The organism is Streptomyces sp. NBRC 110611 (assembly GCF_001590865.1).
In the GTDB taxonomy this organism is placed as follows: Bacteria; Actinomycetota; Actinomycetes; order Streptomycetales; family Streptomycetaceae; genus Streptomyces.
The window spans coordinates 152,324-177,146 of record NZ_BBUY01000015.1 but is presented as its reverse complement, the minus strand read 5'-3'; the positions used below and the strand labels follow the sequence as shown (position 1 = coordinate 177,146).

Here is a 24,823-nt window from a genome sequence, read left to right as displayed (position 1 = left end):
CGCCCGGATCGGGGCCAGCTGCGGGCGGCCGACCTCGACGACGTCCTTGTCCTCGACGCCGATGTCGGCGAGCTGGTAGCGCTCACGGCCGCCGGACCCGCCACCCACACCTCGTCGTACGCCTTGGCGTACGGGTTGCAGGAGGACAGCTTGTCGCTCTCGCCGTGGTTGGTGAAGGCGTGCTTGACGGACGGGATGCGCAGGATCTGCGAGGTCTTGCCGGAGTTCGCCGGGTGCAGCAGCACCTTGAGGGTGGAATGCTCCAGGCGCATCAGGTGGGCGACCTTCGGGATGCAGACGATCGGCACGTCCGTGGCCTCGATCTTCTGCACCATGAAGCGCTCACGGAGCACGATGATCGGGTTGCCGTCGAGGGCGGCCAGGGTGCTCAGCCACATGTTGGCCTGGTAGGCGGAGGTGGCGCCGCCGGAGAAGTACATGCCGACCGTCGGCCGGTACTCGGCCAGCCAGGTGTCCAGCCACCGCAGCGCCTGCTGCTCGTCGGCCACCCGCTTGCCCGGCAGCAGCCAGGTGCTCAGGTAGAGCGTGCCGCCGGCGGACAGGGCCAGCGAGACGGTCAGGCCGATGCCGCCCCAGTACGCGTCCGCGGTGATCGCGGTGATCATCATGCCCACCGTGGTCGGCACCGAGAAGCGCAGCAGCCGCCGGCCCGTCTGGCGGGAGAGGATCCGCGGCGGGGCGTCGCACAGCCGCAGCGCGGTGGCGTCGATGTTGCGGGTCACGAACGGCAGGCTGCGGGACCGGCGGACCAGCACGGCGACCGCCTGGCACACGAAGTGGGTGCCGTAGAAGAGCAGCAGGGTGATCGTGAGCGGGGCCTGCTCCTCCAGCGGGTTGATGCCGTCGATGTGCAACAGGCCGACCAGTATCAGCATGTCGCGCAGCAACTGTCGGACCGTCACGTCGAACCGGATCCGGCCCAGCACCGCGAGCAGGCCCGGCTGCTTGTGCTGGAGGACCAGGTCCAGGCCGAGGTTGACCACGGACGCGGCGATGAACAGGGGGATGACGGGCAGCAGCGCACCGACGAGCTGGGCGGTGAACGCGGCCATCATCGCGAGGAGTGCCGCGAGCTGTACGGCTCGGCGGGGAACGATTCCGGCGGAAGGCACGGGGGAGGGCTCCTGGCAGCAAGAAAGGTCTGGGGGGGGAAGGCCAGTGGGGGGTGGCCCGGTCCCGCGCTGCGACACCGCCGGGGCGGCGAAACGGGACCGATGGACACCCGACCGTATGACCTCGTTGGCCTTGGTGACAATCTGCTGTGGCTCTCATCACCGCGAAAACGGACCATTCGAACGCAACCCAAGAGGCTCTTTGTACGTCTTAAAAAAAATTAACTGCGGCAAAAACTGCGGCGGAGAATGCGTGCGGCCATGGCCCCCGCACGCGCCCACCGGCCGTACTGCCGTAGATTGCGCCCGTAGGGACGCGATACGGGACGAGCGGGGACCGATGGCATCGGGGCGCCCGTACGGTTCACAGGACCGGGAAACACAGAGGTACGGACACATGGCAGGCGCTGCAGCCGCAGCAGGCGCACGGCAGGAAGTGGCGGACGCCCGCCGGATCGTGGTGAAGGTCGGCTCGTCGTCGCTGACGACGGCCGCCGGAGGCCTGGACGCGGACCGGGTGGACGCCCTCGTGGACGTGCTGGCCAAACACCAGGACAGGGAGATCGTGCTGGTCTCCTCCGGTGCCATCGCGGCCGGACTGGCGCCCCTGGGGCTGGACCGGCGGCCCCGTGACCTGGCCCGCCAGCAGGCCGCCGCCAGCGTCGGCCAGGGCCTGCTGGTCGCCCGCTACACCGCCTCGTTCGCCCGCTACGGGCGCCGCGTCGGCCAGGTCCTGCTGACCTCCGACGACACCAGCCGCCGGGCCCACTACCGCAACGCCTACCGGACCCTCGACCAGCTGCTGGCCATGGGCGCGGTCCCGATCGTCAACGAGAACGACACCGTCGCCACCGACGAGATCCGCTTCGGCGACAACGACCGGCTGGCCGCGCTGGTCGCCCACCTCGTCCGCGCCGACCTGCTGGTCCTCCTCTCCGACGTGGACGGCCTCTACGACGGCGATCCGTCCAGGCCCGGCACCTCCCGGATAGCCGAGGTCCACGGCCCCCAGGACCTGGAGGGCGTCTCCATCGGCAGTGCGGGCAAGGCCGGCGTCGGCACCGGCGGCATGGTCACCAAGGTCGAGGCGGCCCGGATCGCGGCCGCCGCCGGCATCCCGGTCGTCCTGACCTCCGCCGTGCACGCCTCGGAGGCGCTGGCCGGCGGGCCCACCGGCACGCACTTCCTGCGCACCGGCCGCCGCACCGCCGACCGGCTGCTGTGGCTCGCGCACGCCTCGACGCCGCGCGGCGCGCTCGTTCTGGACGACGGGGCGGTGCGGGCCGTCGTCGAGCGGCACTCGTCGCTGCTGCCGGCCGGTATCGCCGCCGTGGAGGGCGAGTTCTCCGCGGGCGACCCGGTGGAGCTGCGGGACGGTACCGGCCATCCGGTGGCCCGCGGGCTCGTCAACTTCGACGCCCGGGAAATCCCCCGATTGATTGGCCGTTCGACCCGGGATCTTGCCCGCGAGCTGGGACCGGCGTACGAGCGCGAGGTCGTGCACCGCGACGATCTGGTGCTGCTGCACCACTGACCCGTCCCCCTCCCGTGGGGCGCGGACCGGCCTTTCCCGCGGGACCTTGGGGAAAACGCCCCCGCGAGGGCCCGCGGGCTGGTCAACTTTGTTGCGGAGGCGTCGTAGGGGAGCGGCGTCCGCAGCGCGCGAGCGCACACGCCGAAGTACGACCGCACCCATCGCCCCGCACCCCGCGCGCGGCGGCGATGCGCATCACAGGAGGCCGCCGGTGGGACGAGGGCGCCCGGGAGCACCGCCCCGAGGGACGGCGGAGCGGACACTGACCAGCGTCGGCTCCGCCGCTGCGACCGGCGGGGAAGCCGGCCGGACGGATGACGACGAGCCCACGGAGCGGCACGGGACGGCGCGGCGGGCCCCGGAGGGCGAGCGCCGCGAGACGTCCCGGATGTGGCACATCACGCTCAGCGTCTCGGGCGCACAGGCCCCGCCGGCGGAGGTACGGCGCTCGCTGGAACGGCTCGCCCACGACCACCCGTTCCTGCTGACCAGCCGTTACGCCGGCGATCACGCCGAGATCCGCTACTGGGAGGAGGCCCGGGACCTGCACGACGCCGCGGCGGTCGCGCTGCGGCTGTGGGGCGAGCACCGGTCGACGGCCAACCTGCCGCCCTGGGAGATCGTCGGCCTGGAGGTCATCGACCGGGAGACCTACCACCAGCGCGTCGCCGAGGGGTACGGCCCGCCGCCGGCCTCACCGGTCGGGGTCCACCCGTTCTGACCGCGGGCCGACCGCCGGGTCCGGCCACCGGGTCCGGCCGCTCGGTCCCGCCACCGGGTCCGCCTCCCCGGCCCGCCGGAAAGCGCCGCCCAGGGTCAGCGGCGGGCACCCCTGCGCCCGCCCGCTAGGCTGCCGTCATGACCAGCAGCGCAGCGCACTCCTCACCCGTCCTCGACACCGCCCGCCGTGCGCGGGAGGCGGCCGCCGTCCTGGCGCCGCTGCCGCGGACGGCTCGCGATGCCGCGCTGCTCGCCATCGCCGACGCCCTGGTGGAGCGGACCGACGCGATCATCGCCGCCAACGCCGAGGACATCGCCAAGGCCCGGGAGGCCGGCACCGCCGAATCGATCGTGGACCGGCTCACCCTCACCCCGGAGCGGATCGGGGCGATCGCCGCGGACGTCCGCCAGGTCGTGGCGCTGCCCGACCCGGTGGGCGAGGTGCTGCGCGGCTCGACCCTCCCCAACGGCCTCGACCTGCGCCAGGTCCGGGTCCCGCTCGGCGTGGTCGGCATCATCTACGAGGCCCGGCCCAATGTGACGGTGGACGCCGCCGCCCTCTGCCTGAAGTCCGGCAACGCCGTACTGCTGCGCGGCTCGTCGTCCGCGTACGCCTCCAACAGCGCGCTGGTCGACGTGCTCCGCGACGCGGTGCGGAGCGCCGGGCTGCCCGCGGACGCGGTGCAGCTGGTGCCCGGCGAGAGCCGCGACTCGGTGCGCGAGCTGATGCGCGCCCGGGGGCTGGTCGACGTGCTGATTCCGCGCGGCGGCGCCTCGCTGATCCGGACGGTCGTCGAGGAGTCCACCGTCCCGGTGATCGAGACCGGCACCGGCAACTGCCACGTCTACATCGACGAGGCCGCCGACCTCGACATGGCGATCGACATCCTGGTCAACTCCAAGGCCCAGCGGCCCAGCGTCTGCAACGCCGCGGAGACCGTGCTGGTGCACGCCGGGATCGCCGAGAAGTTCCTGCCGCGCGCCCTGGAGGCGCTCACCCAGGCCGGGGTGGTCGTGCACGGTGACGCGGCCTGGCAGCAGGCGGGTCCCGGGCTGGTCGCGCCGGCCACCGACGAGGACTGGGCCACCGAGTACCTCTCGTACGACATCGCGGCCGCCGTGGTACCGGACCTGGACGCGGCGGTGGCGCACATCCGCCGCTGGACCTCGGGCCACACCGAGGCCATCGTCACCGGCTCGCAGGCCGCCGCTCGCCGGTTCACCCAATTGGTGGATTCGACGACCGTCGCGGTCAACGCCTCGACCCGGTTCACCGACGGCGGCCAGTTCGGCTTCGGTGCGGAGATCGGCATCTCGACGCAGAAGCTGCACGCCCGTGGCCCCATGGGCCTGCCGGAGCTCACGTCGACGAAGTACATCCTCACGGGCGACGGCCACACCCGCTGAGCCGTCGTCCCGTCCGCCCCGGATCCGCCGCTCTCTCTCCCGCTTTCTCTCCTCTGTCTCCCTGCCCAAAGCGTCCGCTCGGGGCTAACCTGGACGGGTGCCGGACGACGTGGGGGGCAAGCCGTTCCCGGACGGCGAAGAGCCCGACGAGCACCACCACAGGAGCCACGGAAGAGCGGACGAGGACTTCGCTTCCGTGGTCTTCGACGAGGAATTCGTACGGTCCGCGCAGATCCACGAGCCCTCGGCGGTCGAGCGCCTGCTGGCCGCCGCCGAAGCGCGCGCCGAGGCCGAGGCGGCCCGCTCGGGGCCCGGCTTCGGCCCCGACGGCGACGATCAGGGCGAGGCCGGCGGCCGCGGCCGCCGGAGGCGCCGTGGCCCGGGAGCGGACGGCTTCGACGCATACGGCGACGAGGGGTACGAGGACGACGGCGGAGCGTACGGCGACTACGGGCCGCACAGCCCGTACGGCCCGTACGGCGGCTCGTTGCGCCCCTACCGCGGCAGCACCCGCTGGCACCGGCCGGTCGCCTGGGTACTGGCCGTGGTGATGGGTGTCGGCCTCGTGGCGCTGGCTTTCAGCGCCGTCTACCGGGGTGCGTCGGGGCGGAACCAGAGCCCGGCGCCGGTGCCCACCTCCAGCGGGGTGGACACTCCCGCCACGGGCGGTGCGGACAGCGTCCGGACGGCGCGGCCGGGCCTGCCGTCGCCGCCGTCCGAGGGGTCCGGGCGTCCCTCGGCCTCCGCTGTCACCGGACCGCAGTAACGGCGAGCCGCTCTGCCCGGGAAGCGGGCGCCCGAAACGGGGCGGTCGGCTGAAGTTGCCCGCCGTCCCGGCGTTTATCCATGCCCTCGCGGACCTACTCTTGTTGTATGGCCGGGCCTGGTGACCCTCCCGAAGGGACGCCCAACGGCGCCCCTGGAGGCGGTGAGGACGAGTACCGATCCGTCGTCTTCGACGAATCGTTCGTCCGGGCTGCTCGCCTGCAGGAATTCTCCGCCGATGAGCGGCTCGGCGAGCACCACGCACCCGCTGTGCGGACCCGGCACGCCTGGGCGCGGCTGGGCGGCTCCCGGCAGGCCGTCCTGCTGGTGCTGCTGATCGTTCTCGCCTTCGGCACGGCCGTCTACATGGGCATACGTCATCCGTACAAGGCCCCGGAGCCGGCCGGTACGCAGCCGCTGCGGTCCGCGGTGGTGCCGCTGGCCCCGGCCGGGGCCGTGCCGGGCGGGACACCCGACGACCTCTTCGCGCACAGCCCGGCAGCCGACTACCGGATCGGCGCCGCCGGCGTGAATCTGCCCGCCGTCGCCCGCACCGAGCACTTCTCCGACAGCCAGATCGTCTCCGCCCTGACCATCGTCAAGGACTACATCGTCCGCTCCTCGCTGGATCCGGCCGCCCTCACCGGCGGATCCGTCCGGCCGGTACGGCTGCTGATCGACACCGGCCAACTCGACCAGTTCGACCGGAGCCTGACGCACCCCGACAACAACGGCCGTCACGCGGCGACCGGCTGGCTCGTCCGTTTCGATCCCGAGGAGACCCGGCTCGCGGACCGTGACGTACGGGTCGACGGCACGCTCTCCGCCTCGGAGCTGGGCCCCGACGCGCTCGATGTCGCCGCCGACTACACCTTCGTCTACGCGGTACGGCCCGCGCCCGGCGCCCGGCAGGACGGGGCGGGGCAGCACATCGGCAAGGCCACTCCGGGCGCGGCCTCCCTGGTCACCGTCCGGCGTGAGATGCACTTCCGGATCGACCGCGACGACCTCGGCGACCACCGCCTGGAGCTGCTGCGGAGCAGCCTGCAGGCCGGACCGATGGCCTGCTCCGCACAGTCGGCCGACGCCCTGCACCCGCTGTTCGCGGGCCAGCGCGTCGGCGACGACCGGCCCGCGGTCACCGACCCCTACACCCGGGACCTGGTCAACCCGCCGCTCTGCGGCGAGCTGGCCCCCTCCGCCGAACCGAAGCCGACCCGCCCGATCCGCTAGTGCCCCGGCAGACGGGAGTTCGACGGCAGGGCCCGGAGCCGCTCAGGAACCGTCCGAGTCGCCCGTGCTGTCCGTGCCGCCCGAGCGGCCCGTACCGCCGGAGCCGTTGGCACCGCCGGTGCCGCCGGAGCGCGAGCCGCCGCGGAAGACCGTGTCCCGCAGCTTGCCGCCCAAGTCGCCCGCGCCGCCCGCGATATCGCGGACCAGACCCATCAGCGGGTCCTTGCTGTTGCGCACCGAATCGGCGTAGTGCGCCGCGGAGTCGCGGAACGAGTCGGAGACCGATGTGTCCTTGTCCTCGTCCCGGTGCGGGTAGTGGCCGTCCATGATCCGCTGGTAGTCGCGGCTGGCCGCCCACTTCTTCAGCTCGGCCGCCCGTACGGTCGTGAACGGGTGGCTGCGCGGCAGCAGGTTGAGGATCTTCAGCACGGAGTCGCGCAGATCGCCGCCGGACTCGTACTCGTCGGCCTGCTTGAGGAACGCGTCCACGTTCATCTCGTGCAGGTGGTTGCCGCCGGCCAGCTTCATCAGCCCGCGCATGGAGGCCTGGAGGTCCTGCCCGACCAGCAGCCCGGCGCGGTCGGCGGACAGCTCCGACTTGCGGAACCACTCGCGCAGCGCCGCCACGATCCCCATGATCGCGACGTTGCCGAGCGGGATCCAGGCGACCTTCGTGGCCAGATTCGTCAGGAACAGCAGGATCGTGCGGTAGACGGCGTGCCCGGACAGCGCATGGCCGACCTCATGGCCGATGACCGCCCGCATCTCCTCCTCGTCGAGCAGCTCGACCAGACCCGTCGTGACCACGATGATCGGCTCGTCCAGACCGATGCACATCGCATTGGGCTGCGGGTCCTGATTGACGTACATCGGCGGGACCTTCTCCAGGTCCAGGATGTGGCAGGCGTCCCGCAGCATGTCGTTCAGGTGTGAGAACTGCTGGTCGCCGACCCGCACCGAATCCGACAGGAACAGCAGCCGAAGACTGCGCTCCGGCAGCAGGCCGCTGAGCGTCTTGAACACGGTGTCGAAACCGCTCAGCTTGCGCAGCGCCACCAGCGCCGAGCGGTCGGCCGGATGCTCGTACGACCGCGAGGAGATTCCGGGGAATCGCCGCCGGTCCCGGCTCGGTACGTTCGCGCCGCCTGGGCTCTCCGTCATTGGGGCCTCCCCCTGTTCGACTGCGTGCGTTCAGCCTAGAGGACGCCGCCGACAGTCGATTGGATGCTCGGGCGTACGCTGGCGATCGCACCAGTGACCGCACAGGTCGCACCGTGACCGCACAGGCCTGTTGCCCGACCGCTCGGGCCGCTACCGGAGGGAGCGCACCGTCATGCCGCATCCGAGCGTGCTGCTCGCCGCCGCCCAGGACCCCGCCCACCAGACGGGCCCCGGATGGCTCCTGCGCACCGTGATCATCGTCGGCGTCGTCGGCGCCGTCCTGCTCGCCTGGTTCCTGCTGCGCGGTTACGGCAAGGACTGACCCCGCCGGGCAGCTCACGGCAAGGACCGACCCGCCGGCCGCTCCGGGCGCCACCGGTCGTCCCGAGTGCCGTCGGTCGTTCCCGGCGCCACCGGGTGGAGTCGCCGTGAGCCCGCAGTGAGCCGACGCTTACGATGTGGTCGAAGTCTCTGCCCGACCCCAGCCCGGATTGGTCCTGCCGACGATGAGCCTGCACACCACCGCACAGTCCCTGGTCTCCCTGGCCGCCGAGCCCGGCCACGGCGGCGGTCACGCCAGCCTGAACCCCTACCTGACCGGCGGCGGCGCCCTGGTCGTCCTGCTCCTCCTGCTCTGGATCACCACCCGCTTCAACCGGGACCGCTGAGCCCGGACACCCGTACTCCGGCATCGCGCCCCGCCCAGTAGGGTCTGCACGCATGGGAGAGCACACAGAGCCCGTGAAGCGGCGACTCGGAGTGATGGGCGGGACGTTCGACCCGATCCACCACGGACACCTGGTCGCCGCCAGCGAGGTGGCCAGCCAGTTCCACCTCGACGAGGTCATCTTCGTACCCACGGGACAGCCGTGGCAGAAGAGCCACAAGAAGGTGTCCCCGGCCGAGGACCGCTACCTGATGACGGTCATCGCCACGGCCTCGAACCCCCAGTTCTCCGTCAGCCGTATCGACATCGACCGCGGCGGCAAGACGTACACCATAGACACGCTGCGTGATCTGCGCGCGGAGCACCGTGACGCGGACCTGTTCTTCATCACCGGCGCCGACGCGCTCAGCCAGATCCTCACCTGGCACGACGCCGCCGAGCTGGTCTCGCTCGCCCACTTCATCGGGGTGACCAGGCCCGGCCACGTCCTCGCGGACCCCGGGCTTCCCGAGGGAGCGGTCTCCCTGGTCGAGGTGCCCGCGCTCGCCATCTCCTCGACCGACTGCCGGGCGCGCGTCGCCCAGGGGGAACCGGTCTGGTACCTGGTGCCGGACGGTGTGGTGCGCTACATCGACAAGAAGCAGCTGTACCGCGACGACTGCTGACGGGGCCGACGGAAAGGGGTACCGGTGAGCGACCGGCAGGACCCGTACGGGCCGCAGGACCCGTACGCCCACGACCCGTACGCCCACGACCCGTACGCCCACGACCCGTACGCCCACGACCCGTACGCCCACGACCCGTACGCCCAGGAGCAGCAGGGGCGGCCGGGCCACACCTACGACGCCTACGGGCAGCCCGTCCACCACGACGGCGGGCAGTCGTCGTACGGGCAGTACTACGACCCGTACGACCCCTATGGGCGGCAGGGCGCCGGTACGCCCGCCCCGTCCGGTTACCAGGGCTACGACCCGTACGGCGGACAGCAGGGGCAGCAGGGATACCAGGAGCAGCAGGGGTACCAGGAACAACACGGGTACCAGGAACAGCAGGGTTACCGGGAACAGCAGACCCAGGCGGGCCGTCCCGAGTACGGCTATGACCCGTACGGCGGCCATCAGGCGCCGGCCCAGCCCGGCTACCCCCAGCAGTACGACCCGTACATCCAGCCCCAGCAGCAGCCCCACCCGCAGCGACCGCAGCAGGAGTGGATCCCGCAGCAGGCCCAGCAGGCCCAGTCGGCCCACCAGCCGTCGCCGCCCTCGGCGGCTGCCGCGTCCTCCCCGTCGTCCCCGTCGTCGGCTGCCGCCACCTCGTCCGGACCCGCACCGTCCGCGTCCCCCGCCTCGCCCCCCGAATACCGCACCGAACAGTTCTCCTTCATCGAGGAGCCGGACGAGGACTCCGAAGACGTCATCGACTGGCTGAAGTTCACCGAGAGCCGCACCGAGCGCCGTGAGGAGGCCAAACGGCGCGGCCGCAGCCGGTTCGTCGCGCTCTGCGTCGTCCTGGCCCTGCTGGTCGCCGGCGGTGTGGGCTACCTGTGGTGGGCGGGCAAACTGCCCGGCCTGGACGGCCCGCAGGCCGGCGGCCAGGCCGAGGCGGGCGGGCAGAAGCGCGATGTCCTCGTCGTGCATCTGCGGGACATCAAGAGCGGCAAGAGCTCCACCGCGCTGCTCGTCGACAACGAGACCACCCACAAGGGCACCACCGTCCTGCTGCCCAACAGCCTGGTCGTCCCCAAGGACGACGGCACCACCACGACCCTCGGCAAGGCCGTCACGGACGACGGCGCCGAGCCGACCCGGGACTCCCTCAACGGCCTCCTGGGCGCCGACCTGAAGGCCACCTGGCGGCTGGACACCCCCTACCTGGAGAACCTCGTCGAGACGGTCGGCGGTATCACCCTCGATACCGACGCCACCGTGCCCGGCGCCAAGGAGGGCGACTCCCCGGTGGTCAAGCAGGGGCGCGCCCAGGACCTGGGCGGCCGGGCCGCCGTCGGTTACGCCACCTACCAGGCGTCCGGCGAGAGCCAGACCGTGCAGCTGCGGCGGTTCGGGCAGGTCATGCAGGCGACCCTGAAGAAGCTCTCCAGCGATGCCGACGGCGCCACCGCCACGGTGAAGGCGCTGCTACAGGTGCTCGACCCGCCGCTCACCGAGGCCCAGCTGGGCAGCTCGCTGGCGCGGCGCGCGGAACTGGCCAAGACCGGTGCGTACACCACGACCGTGCTGCCGGTGGAGGCGAACGGCACGCTCAGTCCGTCCACCGCGGCGAGCGTGGTCAAGGATGTGCTCGGCGGATCGGTCAGGAAGACCGCCCCCGACGCGACCGCCCGGGTCGCCGTCCGCAACGCCACCGGCACCAAGGAAGCCACCGGCAAGGCGCAGGTCGCGCTGGTCAACGGCGGCTACACCTTCGTGGACGACGGCACCGACAGCGCGGCCCGGGCCACCTCCGAGGTGAGCTACGCGGACGCCGCCCAGAAGGCGAAGGCCACCGAGATCGCCAAGACGCTGGGCCTGCCGGCCGGCTCGGTCAAGCAGGGCAAGGCCCCCGCGAACGCCGACATCCAGGTCGTACTGGGGCGGGACTACAAGGGCTGAGCGACGGGAAGGGGCGGCCGCCCGGCGGGGAGACGGCGTAGCCGGGGAACCGCCCGGCCAGGCCCCGGCCCGTGCTGTGGCGCGGGCGGCCGGGGCGCTTCCGGCGACGGCGAGCGAGCCTCTGACCTGCGCGGACGCCGTGTCTGGGCCACGGGTTCGAAAACGCTGCCGGGAGTGTCGGTGGTCCGTGAGACCCTTGAGGGGTATCTGACCGCTGATCCAGCTGCTCAGGGGACCGCGACGCGCGCCGAGGCTGCGCCCAGCGCCGTCCGCCCTCCCTCCGGCCCACGCCGGCGGGATCCCCGGCGTCGGCTGGGGGAGTACCCCAGCCGCCGGAGAGGCAGCCCTCGACCCGGAAAGCCGCTTGTGACCGCCACGGACCGTTCCATCGAGCTCATCAACGCCGCCGCCCAGGCCGCGGCCGACAAGCTCGCGCACGACATCATCGCGTACGACGTCAGTGACGTCCTCTCGATCACCGATGCCTTCCTGCTCGCCTCGGCGCCCACTGACCGCCAGGTCAAGGCGATCGTCGACGAGATCGAGGAACGGCTCAACAAGGACCTGGGCGCCAAGCCGGTCCGCCGCGAGGGCGACCGCGAAGCCCGTTGGGTGCTGCTCGACTACGTCGACATCGTCGTACACGTCCAGCACAGCGAGGAGCGGGTGTTCTACGCGCTCGAGCGGCTGTGGAAGGACTGCCCGGAGATCGACCTTCCGGAGGAGGCCAGGGCCACCCGCGGCAAGGCCGCCGCGCACGCCGAGGCCACGGCCGGCGGGCAGGACGGGGAGCGGTTCTGAACGGCACCACGCGCGCCCCGGGCCGCCGCATTGTCCTGTGGCGGCACGGCCAGACGGCCTGGAATCTGGAACGCCGCTTCCAGGGGTCCACGGACATCGAGCTGACCGAGACGGGCCGGGCCCAGGCGCGGCGGGCGGCCCGGCTGCTCGCGTCCCTGCGCCCGGACGCGATCATCGCCTCCGACCTCCGGCGCGCCGCGGACACCGCCGGTGAGCTGGCCGCCCTCACCCGCCTCGAAGTGACGCACGACGCCGCCCTCCGGGAGACCTACGCGGGCTCCTGGCAGGGTCTGACGCACGACGAGATCCTCGCGCGGTACGGCGAGCAGTACACCGCCTGGAAGCGCGGTGAGCCGGTCCGCCGGGGCGGCGGCGAGCTGGAGACCGAGGTTGCCGACCGCTCCGCCCCCGTGGTGCTCGGCCACGCCGACAAACTGCCCGAGAACGGCACCCTGGTCGTCGTCAGCCATGGCGGCACGATCCGCACCACTATCGGCCGGCTGCTCGGCCTGGAGGCCCACCACTGGGAGGGCCTGGGCGGCCTGTCGAACTGCTGCTGGTCGGTACTGGGCGAGGGCGCGCGCGGCTGGCGCCTGTTGGAGCACAACGCCGGCACGCTGCCGGAACCGGTGCTCGGCGACGACGACTGAGCCCCGCAGGGCGGCCCAGCCGGACCGGATTTCACATCTGGGCAGGTCGCAGGCTAAAGTTCTTCTTGTTCGCGGCGCCGCCGGGGAAACCCGGAGGAGCGGAACAAGACCCGGGGCTATAGCTCAGTTGGTAGAGCGCCTGCATGGCATGCAGGAGGTCAGGAGTTCAATTCTCCTTAGCTCCACAGCCCGGATGATCCCGCCTCCACAAGGAGGCGGGATCTCTGCGTTTTCGGGATACCGGGTGGCGTGACGGCGGGCCTGACCCGGTGGGCGGTCCGTGGCAGAATCGGACCGCGCCGGCCGGGGAGGAGAAGATCGCGATGCTCACGAGCATCCTCGAGGAGGTCGCCGACCTGCTCGCCCTGCAGTGCCCTGCGTGCGGCTCGTCCCATGTGGCACAGGTGCTGGGCGACAATGGCGGCGTTTCCTTCGTCTGCACGGCCTGCGGCCACAGTTGGAGCTGATGGATGGGCGCCCACAGCAGGAAGTGTGACTGGTGCGGCAGCGGAACGCCGATCGTCCGCGACATGGAGCCGGTCAACGCCGACTATCAGTACTGGTGCGAGGAGTGCGCCCGCGCCCTGGTCATAAAAGGCGACCCCATCGAGACCTACCGGGAGCTCGACGGCGAGCCGATCTACGGGCGGCTGCTGGACGAGCACTGCACGCTGAAGCGGTTCTACTCGTTCGTGACGGCCTGACCGGAACGCCCCAAGGCGCCTTCGGCACCTGCTGTCTGGTGCCCTTTCCGAAACCGTCCCCCGAAACCTTTCGAGCGTCGAACCGTCCGAGTCGAGCGTCGAACCGCCCGAGCGTCGAACCATCCGAGGGTTGACGGGCAGACACGTACGGCCCTGGTCGCCTTCCAGTCGAGCCCAGTCGAGCCCAGTCGATCCCGGTCGGTTCCTGTCGGTTCCGATCGTGGGGAACTGCTCTGGGCGTACCGGGCGTTGAGCGAGGTGATGAGCCGCCGACCGCTTTGCCGGTCAACTCCGTGGCCGTTCAACTCCGTGGCGCGGTAGTGCGGTTCATCCGCCACAGCCGGACGCTGGCCAGCGCCAGGATCACGGTGCCGGCGATCGGATAGACGTCAGAGAGCAGCATCTGGACGCCGTTCTGGTGCAGTTCCTCGTGCCGGTGCCAGCGATGCGGCACCCACCAGAGGGCGAACGAGAAGAAGAGGAGGCCCAGTGCGATGGTCGTCGTCCACCAGCGACGGGCGGCGGTCGGCATCCGCCTGCGGGGCGCGCCGTGCTCCGCACCGGCCGCTGGGCGGTGCGCCGCGCGGTGCAGCGCCTCGGATCCGAGCAGGATCAGCATCGGGACGCACCACACCCAGTGGTGCGACCAGGAGATCGGGCTGATCAGGAGCGCGGTGGCCGCGCAGACGACGGCCGCCCAGGCCTTCCCCCGGCTTCCGGCCGGCGCCGCCCCTGGCTGCCCGCGCAGCAGTGAGCCGGCCGCCAGCGCCAGCCCGAGGACGGCCGTCAGACCGGCCACGACGACCCAGACGGCGCTCGGGTCGTGGGTGTGCAGCAGCCGGGCGAGAGCGCCGCGCAGCGACTGGTTCGCGGTGATCTCCACCTCGCCGACCCGGTCGGCGGCGAAGACGGTCTCGGTCCAGAAGCGGTGCGAGTCACGCGGCAGCGCGAGCGCGGAGAGGAGCGCGGTGGCGAGGAAGGTGCTGGTGGCGACGGCGGCCTGCCGAAGCCACGGGTTCCAGGCGGCACGTATACCGGCGCCGGAGCGGAGCCGCCGCCCGGCCAGAACGGCGCCGGCCACCGCGAGGAACACGGCGAAGAGCGCCGGCGTCAGCTTGATGCCGGCCGCGATACCGATACCGATACCCGCGAGCCGGTTGCTGTCTCTGCGGGTCAGGTCCCACAGGACCAGTGCGGCGAGCAGCAGATTGATCTGCCCGTAGCGCAGCGTCGTCCACACCGGCTCGCACCACACCAGCAGTGCGGAGAGCGCCAGCGTCGCCGCGGGCCGGGGGAGGCGGCGGGGCCGCCCGGCCAGGCGCAGCGAGAGATGGACGACGGCGACGAGCAGCAGCAGGTTGCCGACGGTGGCGAGGGTCCGCATCGCCGGGACGTCGAACAGGGTGAGCGGGGTGAACAGCAGCGCCGCGAAGGGCGGGTAGGTGTTGGGCAGACGCGCCGAGGTGGCCACCATGTCGTAGAGGGATTCGCCGGCGCGGACGGTGAGGCCCTCGGCGCGGTAGACCATCAGGTCGATCATGGTCACGTGCGCGAGGCGCTGCGCGATCCAGAAGGCGGCGAAGGAGACCAGGCAGGCGAGGGCCGCCGCGGGGACCGGATGGCGGCGGATGATGCCCCTGCGGGGGACCGGGCCGCCGGGGTCGGTGGACTGCTCGAGCTCCAGCGCGGTCACGGCGTACGGCACCCCCAGGACGAATCGGACACGGCTTGCGACAGTACCTCGGGTCCCGCCGGAGGGCCTCCGAGGGCGCTGCGGCCCGAAGGGCCTCGTCCAGGGGTGGTGGCCGGGTGACGGGTGGGCGATTTGGCAGAAGCCGGGGAGGTCCGTGTAATGTAGGCGATGCCGCAGCGGGGAACACCGAGGCGGAGACAAGACCCGGGGCTATAGCTCAGTTGGTAGAGCGCCTGCATGGCATGCAGGAGGTCAGGAGTTCAATTCTCCTTAGCTCCACAGATACAGGGCGGGCCGTCCATCATGGACGGCCCGCCCTGTTGTGCGCGTCCTCACATCTCGGGTGTACCTGCCGCGGACGTCGGCCGGGCGGTTTCCCGAGGCCGTTGCGCTGACCCCTCGTCAGCAAGCCGCGGGGCCCGCGTCCGGGCAATCCTCGCCAGCGCTCCCCGTATGCCCTGCGGTACCCTGACGCCATGCGTGCCGTACGCCTTCTGCTTAGCGGGCCGCGCTGATCAGTACCGACGGATGACAGACCCCGTCGGAATCGGCGCGGCGCCCCCTCCTGTGCGAGGGGTCTTTTTGTTTCCGGCGGCGCCGGGAGCAAGGTGTCTTTCCGCAGGCAGAGACGATCGATGGAGCTTTGAGGACGATGAGCGAGACGACCACCGCTGCCGCCGTGGCAGCGCCGCACCGCTATACGGCCGCGCTGGCCGCCGACATCGAGGCACGCTGGCAGGACTTCTGGGAGGAGCACGGGACCTACGAGGCCCCGAACCCGGCAGGCGAGCTGGCCGGAAGCCCGGAGCGGGCGGCGCGCCCCAAGAAGTTCATCATGGACATGTTCCCCTACCCGTCGGGCGCGGGCCTGCACGTCGGCCACCCGCTGGGCTTCATCGCCACCGACGTCTACGCCCGCCACCAGCGCATGACGGGCCACAACGTCCTGCACACCCTGGGCTTCGACGCCTTCGGCCTGCCCGCCGAGCAGTACGCCGTCCAGACCGGCACCCACCCCCGTGTCTCCACCGAGGCCAACATCGTCAACATGCGGCGCCAGCTGCGCCGCCTGGGCCTGGGCCACGACCGGCGCCGCTCGATCGAGACGATCGACCCGGCGTACTACAAGTGGACCCAGTGGATCTTCCTGCAGATCTTCAACTCCTGGTACGACCCGGAGGCGGACGCGGCCCGCCCGATCGACACCCTGGTCGCCCAGTTCGAGGCCGGTGCCCGGCAGACCCCCGACGGCCGCCCCTGGGGCGAGCTGACCGTCCGCGAGCGCGCCGACATCCTGGGTGAGTACCGCCTGGCGTACGCCTCGGACGCGCCGGTCAACTGGTGCCCCGGCCTGGGCACCGTACTGGCCAACGAGGAGGTCACCGCCGAAGGCCGTTCCGAGCGCGGCAACTACCCGGTCTTCAAGTCCAAGCTGCGCCAGTGGAACATGCGCATCACCGCCTACGCCGACCGGCTGCTGCGCGACCTGGACGAGCTGGACTGGCCGGAGGCCATCAAGCTGCAGCAGCGCAACTGGATCGGCCGCTCCGAGGGCGCCCGCGTCGACTTCCCCGTCGGCGACTCCGGCAAGATCACGGTCTTCACCACCCGCCAGGACACCCTGTTCGGCGCGACCTACGTGGTGCTGGCCCCCGAGCACCCGCTGATCGCCGGGGCCGAGAACGGCAGCGGCGTCGCCTCCCTCGTCCCGGACGCCTGGCCCGAGGGCACCCACGAGGTGTGGACCGGCGGCCACGCCACCCCGGCCGATGCCGTCGCCGCGTACCGCAAGCAGGCCGCGTCGAAGTCGGACGTCGAGCGGCAGGCCGAGGCCAAGGACAAGACCGGTGTCTTCACCGGCGTCTACGCCACCAACCCGGTCAGCGGCCGGCAGATCCCGGTCTTCATCGCCGACTACGTCCTGATGGGCTACGGCACCGGCGCGATCATGGCCGTCCCCGCGCACGACAGCCGGGACTTCGCCTTCGCCCGCGCCTTCGAGCTGCCGATGCGCTGCGTCGTGGAGCCGACCGACGGCCGCGGCACCGACCCGTCCACCTGGGACGACGCCTTCTCCTCGTACGACGCGAAGATCATCAACTCGTCGGACACCTCGATCTCGCTGGACGGCCTCGGCATCACGGAGGCCAAGGCGAAGGCCACCGACTGGCTGGCCGCCCAGGGCATCGGCGAGGGCACCGTCAACTTCCGGCTCCGCGACTGGCTGTTCAGCCGGCAGCGCTACTGGGGCGAGCCGTTCCCGATCGTCTACGACGAGGAGGGTGTGGCGCACGCGCTGCCCGAATCGATGCTGCCGCTGGAGCTGCCCGAGGTCGAGGACTACTCCCCGCGCACCTTCGACCCGGACGACGCCGACACCCAGCCGGAGACCCCGCTGTCCCGTAACGAGGACTGGGTCAATGTCGAGCTGGACCTGGGCGACGGCAAGGGGCTGCGCCGCTTCCGCCGCGAGACCAACACCATGCCGAACTGGGCGGGTTCGTGCTGGTACGAGCTGCGCTACCTGGACCCGCACAACGGCGACGCGCTGGTCGACCCGGCCGTCGAGCAGTACTGGATGGGGCCGCGCGAGGGCCAGCCGCACGGTGGTGTCGACCTGTACGTGGGTGGCGCCGAGCACGCCGTACTGCACCTGCTGTACGCCCGTTTCTGGTCCAAGATGCTGCACGACCTGGGACACATCTCGTCCTCCGAGCCGTTCCACAAGCTGTACAACCAGGGCATGATCCAGGCGTACGTCTACCGGGACACCCGCGGTGTCGCCGTCCCGGCGGCGGAGGTCGAGGAGCACGACGGCGGCGTCTTCTACTACGAGGGCGGCAAGGTCTCCCGGCTGCTGGGCAAGATGGGCAAGTCCCTGAAGAACGCCGTCACGCCGGATGAGATCTGCGTCGAGTACGGCGCGGACACCCTGCGCCTGTACGAGATGGCGATGGGCCCGCTGGACGTGTCGCGTCCGTGGGACACCCGGGCGGTCGTCGGCCAGTACCGGCTGCTGCAGCGCCTGTGGCGCAATGTGGTGGACGAGGCGACCGGCGAGGTCACCGTCGTCGACACCGAGCCGGACGAGGCCACGCTGCGCGCCCTGCACAAGGCCATCGACGGCGTGAGCACGGACATGGCGAACCTGCGCTTCAACACCGCCATCGCCAAGGTGACCGAGCTGAACAACCACCTGACCAAGGTGGGCGGACCGGTTTCGCGCACGGTCGCCGAGCGGCTGGTGCTGCTGATCGCCCCGCTGGCCCCGCACATCGCCGAGGAGCTGTGGCGCAAGCTGGGCCACACCGACTCCGTGGTGCACGCCGACTTCCCGGTCGCCGACCCGGCGTACGTCGTGGACGAGACGGTGACCTGTGTCGTCCAGATCAAGGGCAAGGTCAAGGCGCGTCTGGAAGTCGCCCCGGCGATCTCCGAGGCGGACCTGGAGGCGGCGGCGCTGGCCGAGCCGGCCGTGGTCGCGGCGCTGGGCGGTGCGGGCATCCGGAAGGTGATCGTCCGGGCGCCGAAGCTGGTGAACATCGTGCCGGCGTAGCTTTCCGGGCCTCGCACGGCCGCGGGAACGGCTTCTAGGGGATATCCCCTACGGGCAGGTTGGGGGTTCGTCAGGAACCCGCAACCTGCCCGCGCCGTTTACCGTGGAGATACCGGGCGCGGGCGAGGAGCCGGCGCCGCCGAATCGTGTGGGGAGAGCCCATGGAAGCCGCCGTCGCCGTCGTCGGACTGCTCTTTGTGCTGTTCGTGGTGGCCGGGGTGTTCGTCACCGTCAAGGCGGTGCAGGCGGCCAAGCGGGGCGTGGACCGCACGGTCGCCCAGGCCCGCCGGACCGTCGAGGACACCACCCTCCGGGCCCGGCAGTTCGCCCAGCCCGGTGTGGTCGGCGAACTGGCCCAGCTGCGGCTGTCGCTCCGCACGTCCATGCGCGCGACTCAGGACGTCCTGTACGGCGGGGCCGAGGACGACTCCTCCCTCGGTGAGGCGATCGGCCTCTTCGAGCGGCTGAGCGCGCACGGCCATGAGCTCGACGACGAGCTCAAGCGCCTGGAACGGGAGCCCGACCGGGCCACCATCACCGCCCGCCTCCCCGAGCTCCGGGAGCGCATGGAACGGATCACGCACTCCGCCGAGTCGCTGCGCTGGGCCGCCCGCGACCGGGCACGCAAGTTCGCGGACGACGACCTCGCGGCGCTGAGCGACCAGATCGACGTGGAGACGGGTGCGCTGCGCCACTGGACGCGGGCGGCCGATGCCCCGGATCCGCTGGCCGAGCCGCTGTGGGACGACCGGTCACGCACAGCCGCCGCGGGCGACCGTACGGGCACGCCGACGGATCCCGCGGCGGACGCGGCGCCGTCGGATCCCGCCGACCGCGGATACTCCTGGGGCCCGTCCGCCGAAGCCCCGCAGGCCATCACCGCTCGTGACCCCCGTACCCGGCCGACGTACCCCTGGCAGAAGTCCCCGGCGGCGGAGGCGAGCCGAACCGAGGCAAACCGAGCTGGGGAAAACCGAGCCGGTGCGAACCGAACGGAGACGAACCGAACGGGAGCGAACCGACGGGAGACGAAGACACACCACCTGGAGTGAGCGAACCCGAGCGGCGGAGGCGGTGGGTGGGGCGGGGCCCCGAGAGGCAGGAGAGGCAGAGTGACGACCAAGCCCTTTGCCGGCTGCCAGGAGCGGTGACAACATCGTCCGGTGGGCTCTTGGCAGAGCCTTGGCCAAACCTGGAAGATCTTGGGTAGCGGCCCGCACTGTGCGGCGTCCCGATCCCCGGATAATCTCCAGGTCATGTCCCGCCATGTCGCGATCGTCACCGATTCCACGGCCTACTTGCCGCGGACGGCCCTCGAACGCCACCACATCACGGCCGTACCGCTGACCGTCGTCCTGGGGGACCAGGCCCTGGAAGAGGGCACCGAGATCTCCGCGAGATCCGTCGCCCAGGCGCTCCAGAAGCGCCGCTCCGTGACGACCTCCCGACCCAGCCCCGGCATGTTCGCGGACACCTACCGCGCGGTCGCGGCGGCCGGCGCCGACGCCATCGTCTCGCTGCACCTTTCCTCGGAGTTCTCCGGTACGTACGACGCGGCGGTGATGGCGGCCAAGGAGGCGCCGGTCCCGGTGCATGTCGTGGACACCGGCATGGTCGCGATGGCGCTCGGCTTCTGCGCTCTCGCCGCGGCGGAGGCGGCGGAGGCCGGCGGGAGCGCGGACGAAGCCGTGGCCGCCGCGGAGAAGCGCGCGGCCGGCACCGCCGCCTACTTCTACGTCGACACCCTCGACTATCTGCGGCGCGGCGGCCGCATCGGCGCGGCCCAGGCCCTGCTCGGCTCCGCACTCGCCGTAAAGCCGCTGCTACACCTGGCCGACGGGCGGATCGAACTGCTGGAGAAGGTCCGTACGGCGTCCAAGGCCATCGCGCGGCTCGAGGAGATCGCCGCGGAGCGGGCGGGCGAGGGCCAGGTCGATATCGCGGTGCAGCACCTCGCGGCGGCGGAGCGTGCGGAGGCGCTGGCCCAGCGGCTCCGGGAGCGGGTGCCGGGGCTGAATGAGTTGCATGTGAGCGAGGTCGGCGCGGTCATCGGTGCGCACACCGGGCCGGGGCTGCTGGCGGCTGTGGTGTCACCGAGGTGAAGGGGACGACAGGAATGCCCTGTGGGTGACGAAGTTATCCACAACTGGGCTGTTGTCCACGGAATTTGAGGCCGCTCAGCGAGATCTGTGCGACGTGTTTACCGTCAGTCGCTATGAACTCACCTCGATCCACTCAGTCGGATTCCCCGGCCTCCATGGCTGTCATGGCGGCACTGGCTTCATCGGCTTCGTCGACCTCAGCAGCGTCATCGGTTGCCGTGGCTTCGTCACCTCCACCTCCACCTCCACCCCCACCCCCGCCTTCCTCTGCGCCTCCCTCCGATCCCGCCCTGCCCTTCAGATCCTCCGGATCGTCGGGACTGTCGGTGCCGTCCCGTGCGGCGGAACGGCGGGAGTGGGAGCGCGAGCGCGTACGGGCGCGGATCGCGGCCGTCTTCGGTGAGGCCGGGACGGCCGCCGTGGGGGAGTCGCCGCCCCCTGGACACGATCCACCAGGCCCCCGCCGTTGGGAGCGGACGTGCCTTGCGGTACGCGAACGTCTGCCGCTCTGGGTGCAGTTACGGTGCGGTACCGACCCCAGGGCGCTGGCCGCACTGGCCCTGGTGCTGGTGGTCGCCGTGGGCTTCGCCGTGCAGCACTTCTGGACCGGACGTCCTGAACAGGTACGCGCCCCGGGAGTGGAACGGACCGCGGCGTCCGGCTCCGGCCCGGGCGAGCAGAAGTCACTGCCGCCACCATCGTCGGTCGCGGCTTCCTCCGCCGCGACCGCCGGCGGCCCGGGGCGACAGCTGGTCGTCGATGTCACCGGTAAGGTCCGGCACCCGGGAATTCACCGGATGCCGCCTGGATCGAGGGTGTTCGACGCCCTCCAGGCCGCGGGTGGCGTACTGAAAGGGGCGAACACCCGTGGGCTGAACCGGGCGCGGCTGCTGACCGACGGCGAACAGATCGTCGTCTGTGAGGCCGGCGCTGCCGGAGCGGGGGAAGCGGAGGGGGGTGGTGGCGGCGCCGGGGGCATGGGGCCGGGCAATGCCGGGGGCGGGGCGCCGGGTTCCGCAGGCGGGCCGGGCGGGCCGGTGAGCCTCAGTACGGCGAGTGAGCAGCAGCTGGACGCCCTCCCGGGCGTGGGACCCGTCCTGGCCCGTCACATCATCGAATTCCGTACCCGGCACGGCGGATTCACCTCGGTGGACCAGCTTCGCCAGGTGACCGGTATCGGTGATCGCCGCTTCGCCGATCTGCGGCCCCTGGTGCAGCCGTGACCGGGACCCACGGCCCGCACGGCCCTCGTCTCCATAGCGCCCAGGCGCCTGCCCACGCCACGGCGGTCTCGCCCCACGGTGCCTCCGATCCGCAGCAGGACGGCCCGGTGGATCTGCGCCTGGTGGTGCCGGCTCTGGCGGCCTGGGCAGCCGCGGCGCTCGCCCTGGGCGCACCCGGCGGCGGGGTGGCGGTGGCCTGCGGGGTGGCGGTCGTCCTCGCGGCGTTCGCACTGCGGCGGGCCGTGGTCCGGCGTCGGGCGGAGGGTGAGACGGGGGTGGGTGAGCCGCCTGGCCCCGAGTCGGAGGGAAGCCGTCCGGGGCCGGACAGCGCCCGGCGGGCAAGGGGGTTCCGCCGACCGTTCCGCCGATCCCCTGCACCGCGTCTGTGGTCCGCTGGAGCCTGTGCCGCCCTGGCAGGAGCGCTGCTGTGCGGCGCGGCAGGGGCCGCGTCCGCGGCACTGCACGCGGCGGATGGCCGGCGGGGACCGCTGCCCGCCCTGGCGGAGCGGTTCGCACGGGTCACGGTGGAGTTGGAGGTGACGGGCGATCCGCGGCTGACCCGGCCACGGGTACGCGGCTCTCAACGAACGCCGCCGGCAGTGGTGTTCGCGGCCGACGCGGTCCGGGTCACAGCACCCGACGGTGAGGTCACGGCCGTGCGTACGCCGGTGCTGGCGGTCGTGCCGCAGCGGGGAGGGGCAGCACCGGGGACGGGAAGAGGAGGGGCGCGGCAGAGGGAGAGGGGAGGGGATGAAGGGGGTGACACGAGTGGTGGCGTCCGGCCTCCGCCCGGGGCGGCGTCGGTTTGGCGCGGGCTGCTGCCTTCGACGCGTGTCCGTGTCGTCGCCCGCGCCGTCCCGCCGCTGTCGCCGACCGGCGATCAGGTCGCTGCCGTGCTGCGGGTGGGCGACGCGGCGCAGCCGGTCATGGTCCGTCCACCCGACAGGCTTCAGCGACTGGCGGGAAGGCTGCGCGGCGGGCTCCGGGACGCCACCCAGGGGCTGAAGCCGGATGCCCGGGCCCTGTTGCCCGGTCTGGTCGTGGGGGACACTTCGCGGGTAGCACCGGACCTGGACGATGCGTTCCGTGCCACCGACCTGACGCATCTGCTCGCCGTCTCCGGCAGCAATCTGACGATTGTGCTCGCTCTGCTGATCGGCCCGGCGCACCTGGCCACCCGGGCCGAGCGACGGGGGCTGGCGCCGCGCCTGGGGCTGTCGCTGCGCGGTACGGCCGTCCTCGGTGGCGGGCTGGCGCTCGCGTTCGTGGTCGTCTGCCGCCCGGACCCGAGCGTGCTGCGGGCCGCCGCCTGTGGCCTGATCACGCTGCTGGCGATCGGTACCGGCCGCCGCCGCTCACTGCTCCCCGCGCTGGCCGGGGCGGTGCTGCTGCTGGTCCTCTACGACCCCTGGCTGGCCCGCAGTTACGGCTTTCTGCTCTCCGTTCTGGCCACCGGCGCGTTGCTGCTGCTCGGCCCGCGCTGGAGCGCGGCCCTGCAGCGGCGGCGGGTTCCGCCGCGGCTCGCCGAGGTGATCGCCGCCGCGGCCGCCGCCCAGGCGGTCTGTGCGCCGGTCGTCGCCGTGCTCGCCGCCCGGGTGGGCCTGGTCGCGGTGCCCTGCAATCTGCTGGCCGAACTGGCCGTGGGGCCGGCGACGGTGCTCGGGTTCGCGGCCTTGGCCACCGCTCCGGTCGCCCTGCCGGTCGCCCGGGCGCTGGCGTGGTGTGCGGGCTGGCCGGCCGAGTGGATCGCCGGCGTCGCCCGTACCGGGGCGGGGCTGCCGGGAGCGGAGTTCGGCTGGCCCGGCGGCTGGGCGGGCGGGTTGGCTCTGGCGGCCGTCACCGTGGCCGTGGTGCCGGTCGCCGGCCGGGTGCTGCGGCGCCCCTGGCTGTGTGCGCTCTGCGCGCTGGCGGTGATCCTGGCGGTGTGCCGGCCGGCCCCGTTCACCCGCGTCATCACGGGCTGGCCGCCTCCCGGGTGGCGCGCCGTGGTCTGTGACGTGGGACAGGGCGACGGCCTGGTGCTGGCGGCCGGAGACGGTACCGCGCTGGTGGTGGACACCGGCCCCGAGCCTCGCGCGATCGACCGCTGCCTCACCGATCTCGGTATCCGCCGGATCCCGTTACTGATCCTTACCCACTTCCATGCCGATCACGTGGACGGCCTCCCGGGGGCGCTGCGCGGCCGGTCGGTCGGTGCGATCGAGACCACGACGCTGGAGGATCCGCCGGGGCAGGCCGCGTTCGTGCGTGCCACATCCGCGGCCGCCCGGATCCCGGTCATCCGCGCCATGCCGGGGGAGCGGCGCCGACTGGGCCCCCTCAGCTGGGAAGTCCTCTGGCCGCCGGCCCCTGCGCCCGCGGCCGCCCCGGGGGCCTTCGGCTCCGGTGCCGTCGAGGGGCCCAACGACGCCAGCGTCACCCTGCTCGTCCGTACCGGCGGGCTGAAGCTGCTGCTGCTCGGCGATCTTGAACCGCCGTCCCAGCAGGCGTTGCTGACGGCGCATCCGGAGTTGTCCGCCGTCGATGTGCTGAAGGTGGCGCACCACGGATCCGCGTACCAGGACCCGGCGCTGATACGGCGGCTGACGCCGCGCCTGGCGCTGATCTCCGCGGGCGCCGGCAATCCGTACGGACATCCGGCGCCCCGGACCATCGCGGTGCTGCACGCTCTGGGCGCCCGGGTGCTGCGTACGGATACCGACGGCGCCCTCGCGGTCCTGGGCACGCCCGGCAGGCTCTCCGCGGCCGTCGGCGGCCGCCGGTCCCGGGGCCGTCCGCCCCGCGGGCGAAGGCCCGGCGGACGAATGCCCCGTGGGCGGTGGGGGCCGTCACCAGAGGTTTGTGCGCGAGGGGCTCACGACGGCC

Annotated in this window: 19 protein-coding genes, 2 tRNA genes and 2 pseudogenes; 20 read left to right on the top strand and 3 right to left on the bottom strand. The window is 72.1% G+C overall.

The features are described from left to right. Positions 1-1,133 (bottom strand): annotated as a pseudogene (locus AZE13_RS25875) (hypothetical protein); the annotation flags it as partial. Between the two features lie 397 nt (positions 1,134-1,530). Between AZE13_RS25875 and proB the strand changes: the two are divergent. The 5 genes from proB to AZE13_RS25850 all read left to right on the top strand — a co-directional run bounded on the left by proB (position 1,531) and on the right by AZE13_RS25850 (position 6,792). Beyond that, a complete protein-coding gene (gene proB, locus AZE13_RS25870) occupies positions 1,531-2,667 on the top strand; it encodes a glutamate 5-kinase (RefSeq protein ID WP_107288440.1) in 1,137 nt (378 codons plus the stop codon). 211 nt (positions 2,668-2,878) lie between these two features. After that, entirely contained in the window at positions 2,879-3,388 is a 510-nt protein-coding gene (locus tag AZE13_RS25865) for a hypothetical protein (RefSeq protein ID WP_066936730.1), read from the top strand. A 137-nt stretch (positions 3,389-3,525) separates the two neighbouring features. Then, positions 3,526-4,794: a glutamate-5-semialdehyde dehydrogenase gene (locus AZE13_RS25860; protein WP_066936727.1), complete on the top strand. Its 1,269-nt coding sequence runs from the start codon at positions 3,526-3,528 to the stop codon at positions 4,792-4,794. 97 nt (positions 4,795-4,891) lie between these two features. Further along, a complete protein-coding gene (locus tag AZE13_RS25855) occupies positions 4,892-5,560 on the top strand; it encodes a hypothetical protein (RefSeq protein WP_066936724.1) in 669 nt (222 codons plus the stop codon). A 107-nt stretch (positions 5,561-5,667) separates the two neighbouring features. Continuing rightward, a complete protein-coding gene (locus AZE13_RS25850) occupies positions 5,668-6,792 on the top strand; it encodes a hypothetical protein (protein WP_066936721.1) in 1,125 nt (374 codons plus the stop codon). Between the two features lie 42 nt (positions 6,793-6,834). Here the strand turns inward: AZE13_RS25850 and AZE13_RS25845 are convergent, their stop codons facing one another. Then, on the bottom strand, positions 6,835-7,953 hold the full coding sequence (locus tag AZE13_RS25845) for a M48 family metallopeptidase (protein ID WP_066936718.1): 1,119 nt from the start codon (positions 7,951-7,953) through the stop codon (positions 6,835-6,837). A 172-nt stretch (positions 7,954-8,125) separates the two neighbouring features. Between AZE13_RS25845 and AZE13_RS37105 the strand changes: the two genes are divergently transcribed. From AZE13_RS37105 to AZE13_RS25815, 9 genes are all read left to right on the top strand, one after another. Further along, positions 8,126-8,275: a hypothetical protein gene (locus AZE13_RS37105; protein WP_181690447.1), complete on the top strand. Its 150-nt coding sequence runs from the start codon at positions 8,126-8,128 to the stop codon at positions 8,273-8,275. 184 nt (positions 8,276-8,459) lie between these two features. Further along, positions 8,460-8,621 (top strand): hypothetical protein, encoded by a 162-nt coding sequence (locus AZE13_RS37100; RefSeq protein WP_181690446.1) that lies wholly within the window; start codon positions 8,460-8,462, stop codon positions 8,619-8,621. A 52-nt stretch (positions 8,622-8,673) separates the two neighbouring features. Beyond that, the gene (nadD, locus tag AZE13_RS25840; protein WP_066936715.1) at positions 8,674-9,285 is read left to right on the top strand and encodes a nicotinate-nucleotide adenylyltransferase; all 612 of its coding nucleotides are present in this window, start codon (positions 8,674-8,676) and stop codon (positions 9,283-9,285) included. A 24-nt stretch (positions 9,286-9,309) separates the two neighbouring features. Further along, a complete protein-coding gene (locus AZE13_RS25835; protein WP_066936711.1) occupies positions 9,310-11,229 on the top strand; it encodes an LCP family protein in 1,920 nt (639 codons plus the stop codon). Between the two features lie 366 nt (positions 11,230-11,595). Then, the gene (gene rsfS, locus AZE13_RS25830; RefSeq protein ID WP_066936709.1) at positions 11,596-12,030 is read left to right on the top strand and encodes a ribosome silencing factor; all 435 of its coding nucleotides are present in this window, start codon (positions 11,596-11,598) and stop codon (positions 12,028-12,030) included. Next, positions 12,027-12,680 carry a histidine phosphatase family protein gene (locus AZE13_RS25825; protein ID WP_066936807.1) on the top strand — a complete coding sequence of 218 codons (654 nt, stop codon included), beginning with the start codon at positions 12,027-12,029 and terminating at the stop codon, positions 12,678-12,680. The genes rsfS and AZE13_RS25825 overlap by 4 nt, the downstream gene beginning before the upstream one ends. Positions 12,681-12,792: 112 nt before the next feature. Beyond that, positions 12,793-12,865, top strand: a tRNA-Ala gene (locus AZE13_RS25820). Between the two features lie 138 nt (positions 12,866-13,003). Continuing rightward, positions 13,004-13,147, top strand: coding sequence for a hypothetical protein (locus AZE13_RS37095; protein WP_181690445.1), 144 nt, complete (start codon positions 13,004-13,006; stop codon positions 13,145-13,147). 3 nt (positions 13,148-13,150) lie between these two features. Next, entirely contained in the window at positions 13,151-13,384 is a 234-nt protein-coding gene (locus AZE13_RS25815) for a hypothetical protein (protein ID WP_066936706.1), read from the top strand. 301 nt (positions 13,385-13,685) lie between these two features. Here the strand turns inward: AZE13_RS25815 and AZE13_RS25810 are convergent, their stop codons facing one another. After that, positions 13,686-15,077, bottom strand: coding sequence for a glycosyltransferase 87 family protein (locus tag AZE13_RS25810; protein ID WP_066936804.1), 1,392 nt, complete (start codon positions 15,075-15,077; stop codon positions 13,686-13,688). Positions 15,078-15,283: 206 nt separating this feature from the next. On the opposite strand from AZE13_RS25810, the gene AZE13_RS25805 reads away from it, so the two are divergent. The 6 genes and pseudogenes from AZE13_RS25805 to AZE13_RS25780 form a co-directional block, all read left to right on the top strand. Then, positions 15,284-15,356 (top strand) — tRNA-Ala (locus tag AZE13_RS25805). 373 nt (positions 15,357-15,729) lie between these two features. After that, positions 15,730-18,633 (top strand): leucine--tRNA ligase, encoded by a 2,904-nt coding sequence (locus AZE13_RS25800; protein WP_066936703.1) that lies wholly within the window; start codon positions 15,730-15,732, stop codon positions 18,631-18,633. 161 nt (positions 18,634-18,794) lie between these two features. Next, positions 18,795-19,685 carry a hypothetical protein gene (locus tag AZE13_RS25795; RefSeq protein WP_258527993.1) on the top strand — a complete coding sequence of 297 codons (891 nt, stop codon included), beginning with the start codon at positions 18,795-18,797 and terminating at the stop codon, positions 19,683-19,685. A gap of 204 nt (positions 19,686-19,889) precedes the next feature. Then, positions 19,890-20,735 carry a DegV family protein gene (locus AZE13_RS25790; protein WP_066936700.1) on the top strand — a complete coding sequence of 282 codons (846 nt, stop codon included), beginning with the start codon at positions 19,890-19,892 and terminating at the stop codon, positions 20,733-20,735. A 326-nt stretch (positions 20,736-21,061) separates the two neighbouring features. Beyond that, entirely contained in the window at positions 21,062-21,958 is an 897-nt protein-coding gene (locus AZE13_RS25785; RefSeq protein ID WP_258527992.1) for a ComEA family DNA-binding protein, read from the top strand. Beyond that, a pseudogene (locus tag AZE13_RS25780) lies at positions 21,955-24,714 on the top strand (ComEC/Rec2 family competence protein); the annotation flags it as partial. The gene AZE13_RS25785 and the pseudogene AZE13_RS25780, both read left to right, overlap by 4 nt. Between the last annotated feature and the right edge of the window lie 109 nt (positions 24,715-24,823).

Coding starts and splice junctions, on each gene's coding strand:
- AZE13_RS25795 (WP_258527993.1), top strand. CDS start 18,795: ATGGAAGCCGCCGTCGCCGTCGTCGGACTGCTCTTTGTGCTGTTCGTG.
- AZE13_RS25845 (WP_066936718.1), bottom strand. CDS start 7,953: ATGACGGAGAGCCCAGGCGGCGCGAACGTACCGAGCCGGGACCGGCGG.
- proB (WP_107288440.1), top strand. CDS start 1,531: ATGGCAGGCGCTGCAGCCGCAGCAGGCGCACGGCAGGAAGTGGCGGAC.
- AZE13_RS37100 (WP_181690446.1), top strand. CDS start 8,460: ATGAGCCTGCACACCACCGCACAGTCCCTGGTCTCCCTGGCCGCCGAG.
- AZE13_RS25850 (WP_066936721.1), top strand. CDS start 5,668: ATGGCCGGGCCTGGTGACCCTCCCGAAGGGACGCCCAACGGCGCCCCT.
- AZE13_RS25790 (WP_066936700.1), top strand. CDS start 19,890: ATGTCCCGCCATGTCGCGATCGTCACCGATTCCACGGCCTACTTGCCG.
- AZE13_RS37095 (WP_181690445.1), top strand. CDS start 13,004: ATGCTCACGAGCATCCTCGAGGAGGTCGCCGACCTGCTCGCCCTGCAG.
- nadD (WP_066936715.1), top strand. CDS start 8,674: ATGGGAGAGCACACAGAGCCCGTGAAGCGGCGACTCGGAGTGATGGGC.
- AZE13_RS25800 (WP_066936703.1), top strand. CDS start 15,730: ATGAGCGAGACGACCACCGCTGCCGCCGTGGCAGCGCCGCACCGCTAT.
- AZE13_RS25860 (WP_066936727.1), top strand. CDS start 3,526: ATGACCAGCAGCGCAGCGCACTCCTCACCCGTCCTCGACACCGCCCGC.
- AZE13_RS37105 (WP_181690447.1), top strand. CDS start 8,126: ATGCCGCATCCGAGCGTGCTGCTCGCCGCCGCCCAGGACCCCGCCCAC.
- AZE13_RS25815 (WP_066936706.1), top strand. CDS start 13,151: ATGGGCGCCCACAGCAGGAAGTGTGACTGGTGCGGCAGCGGAACGCCG.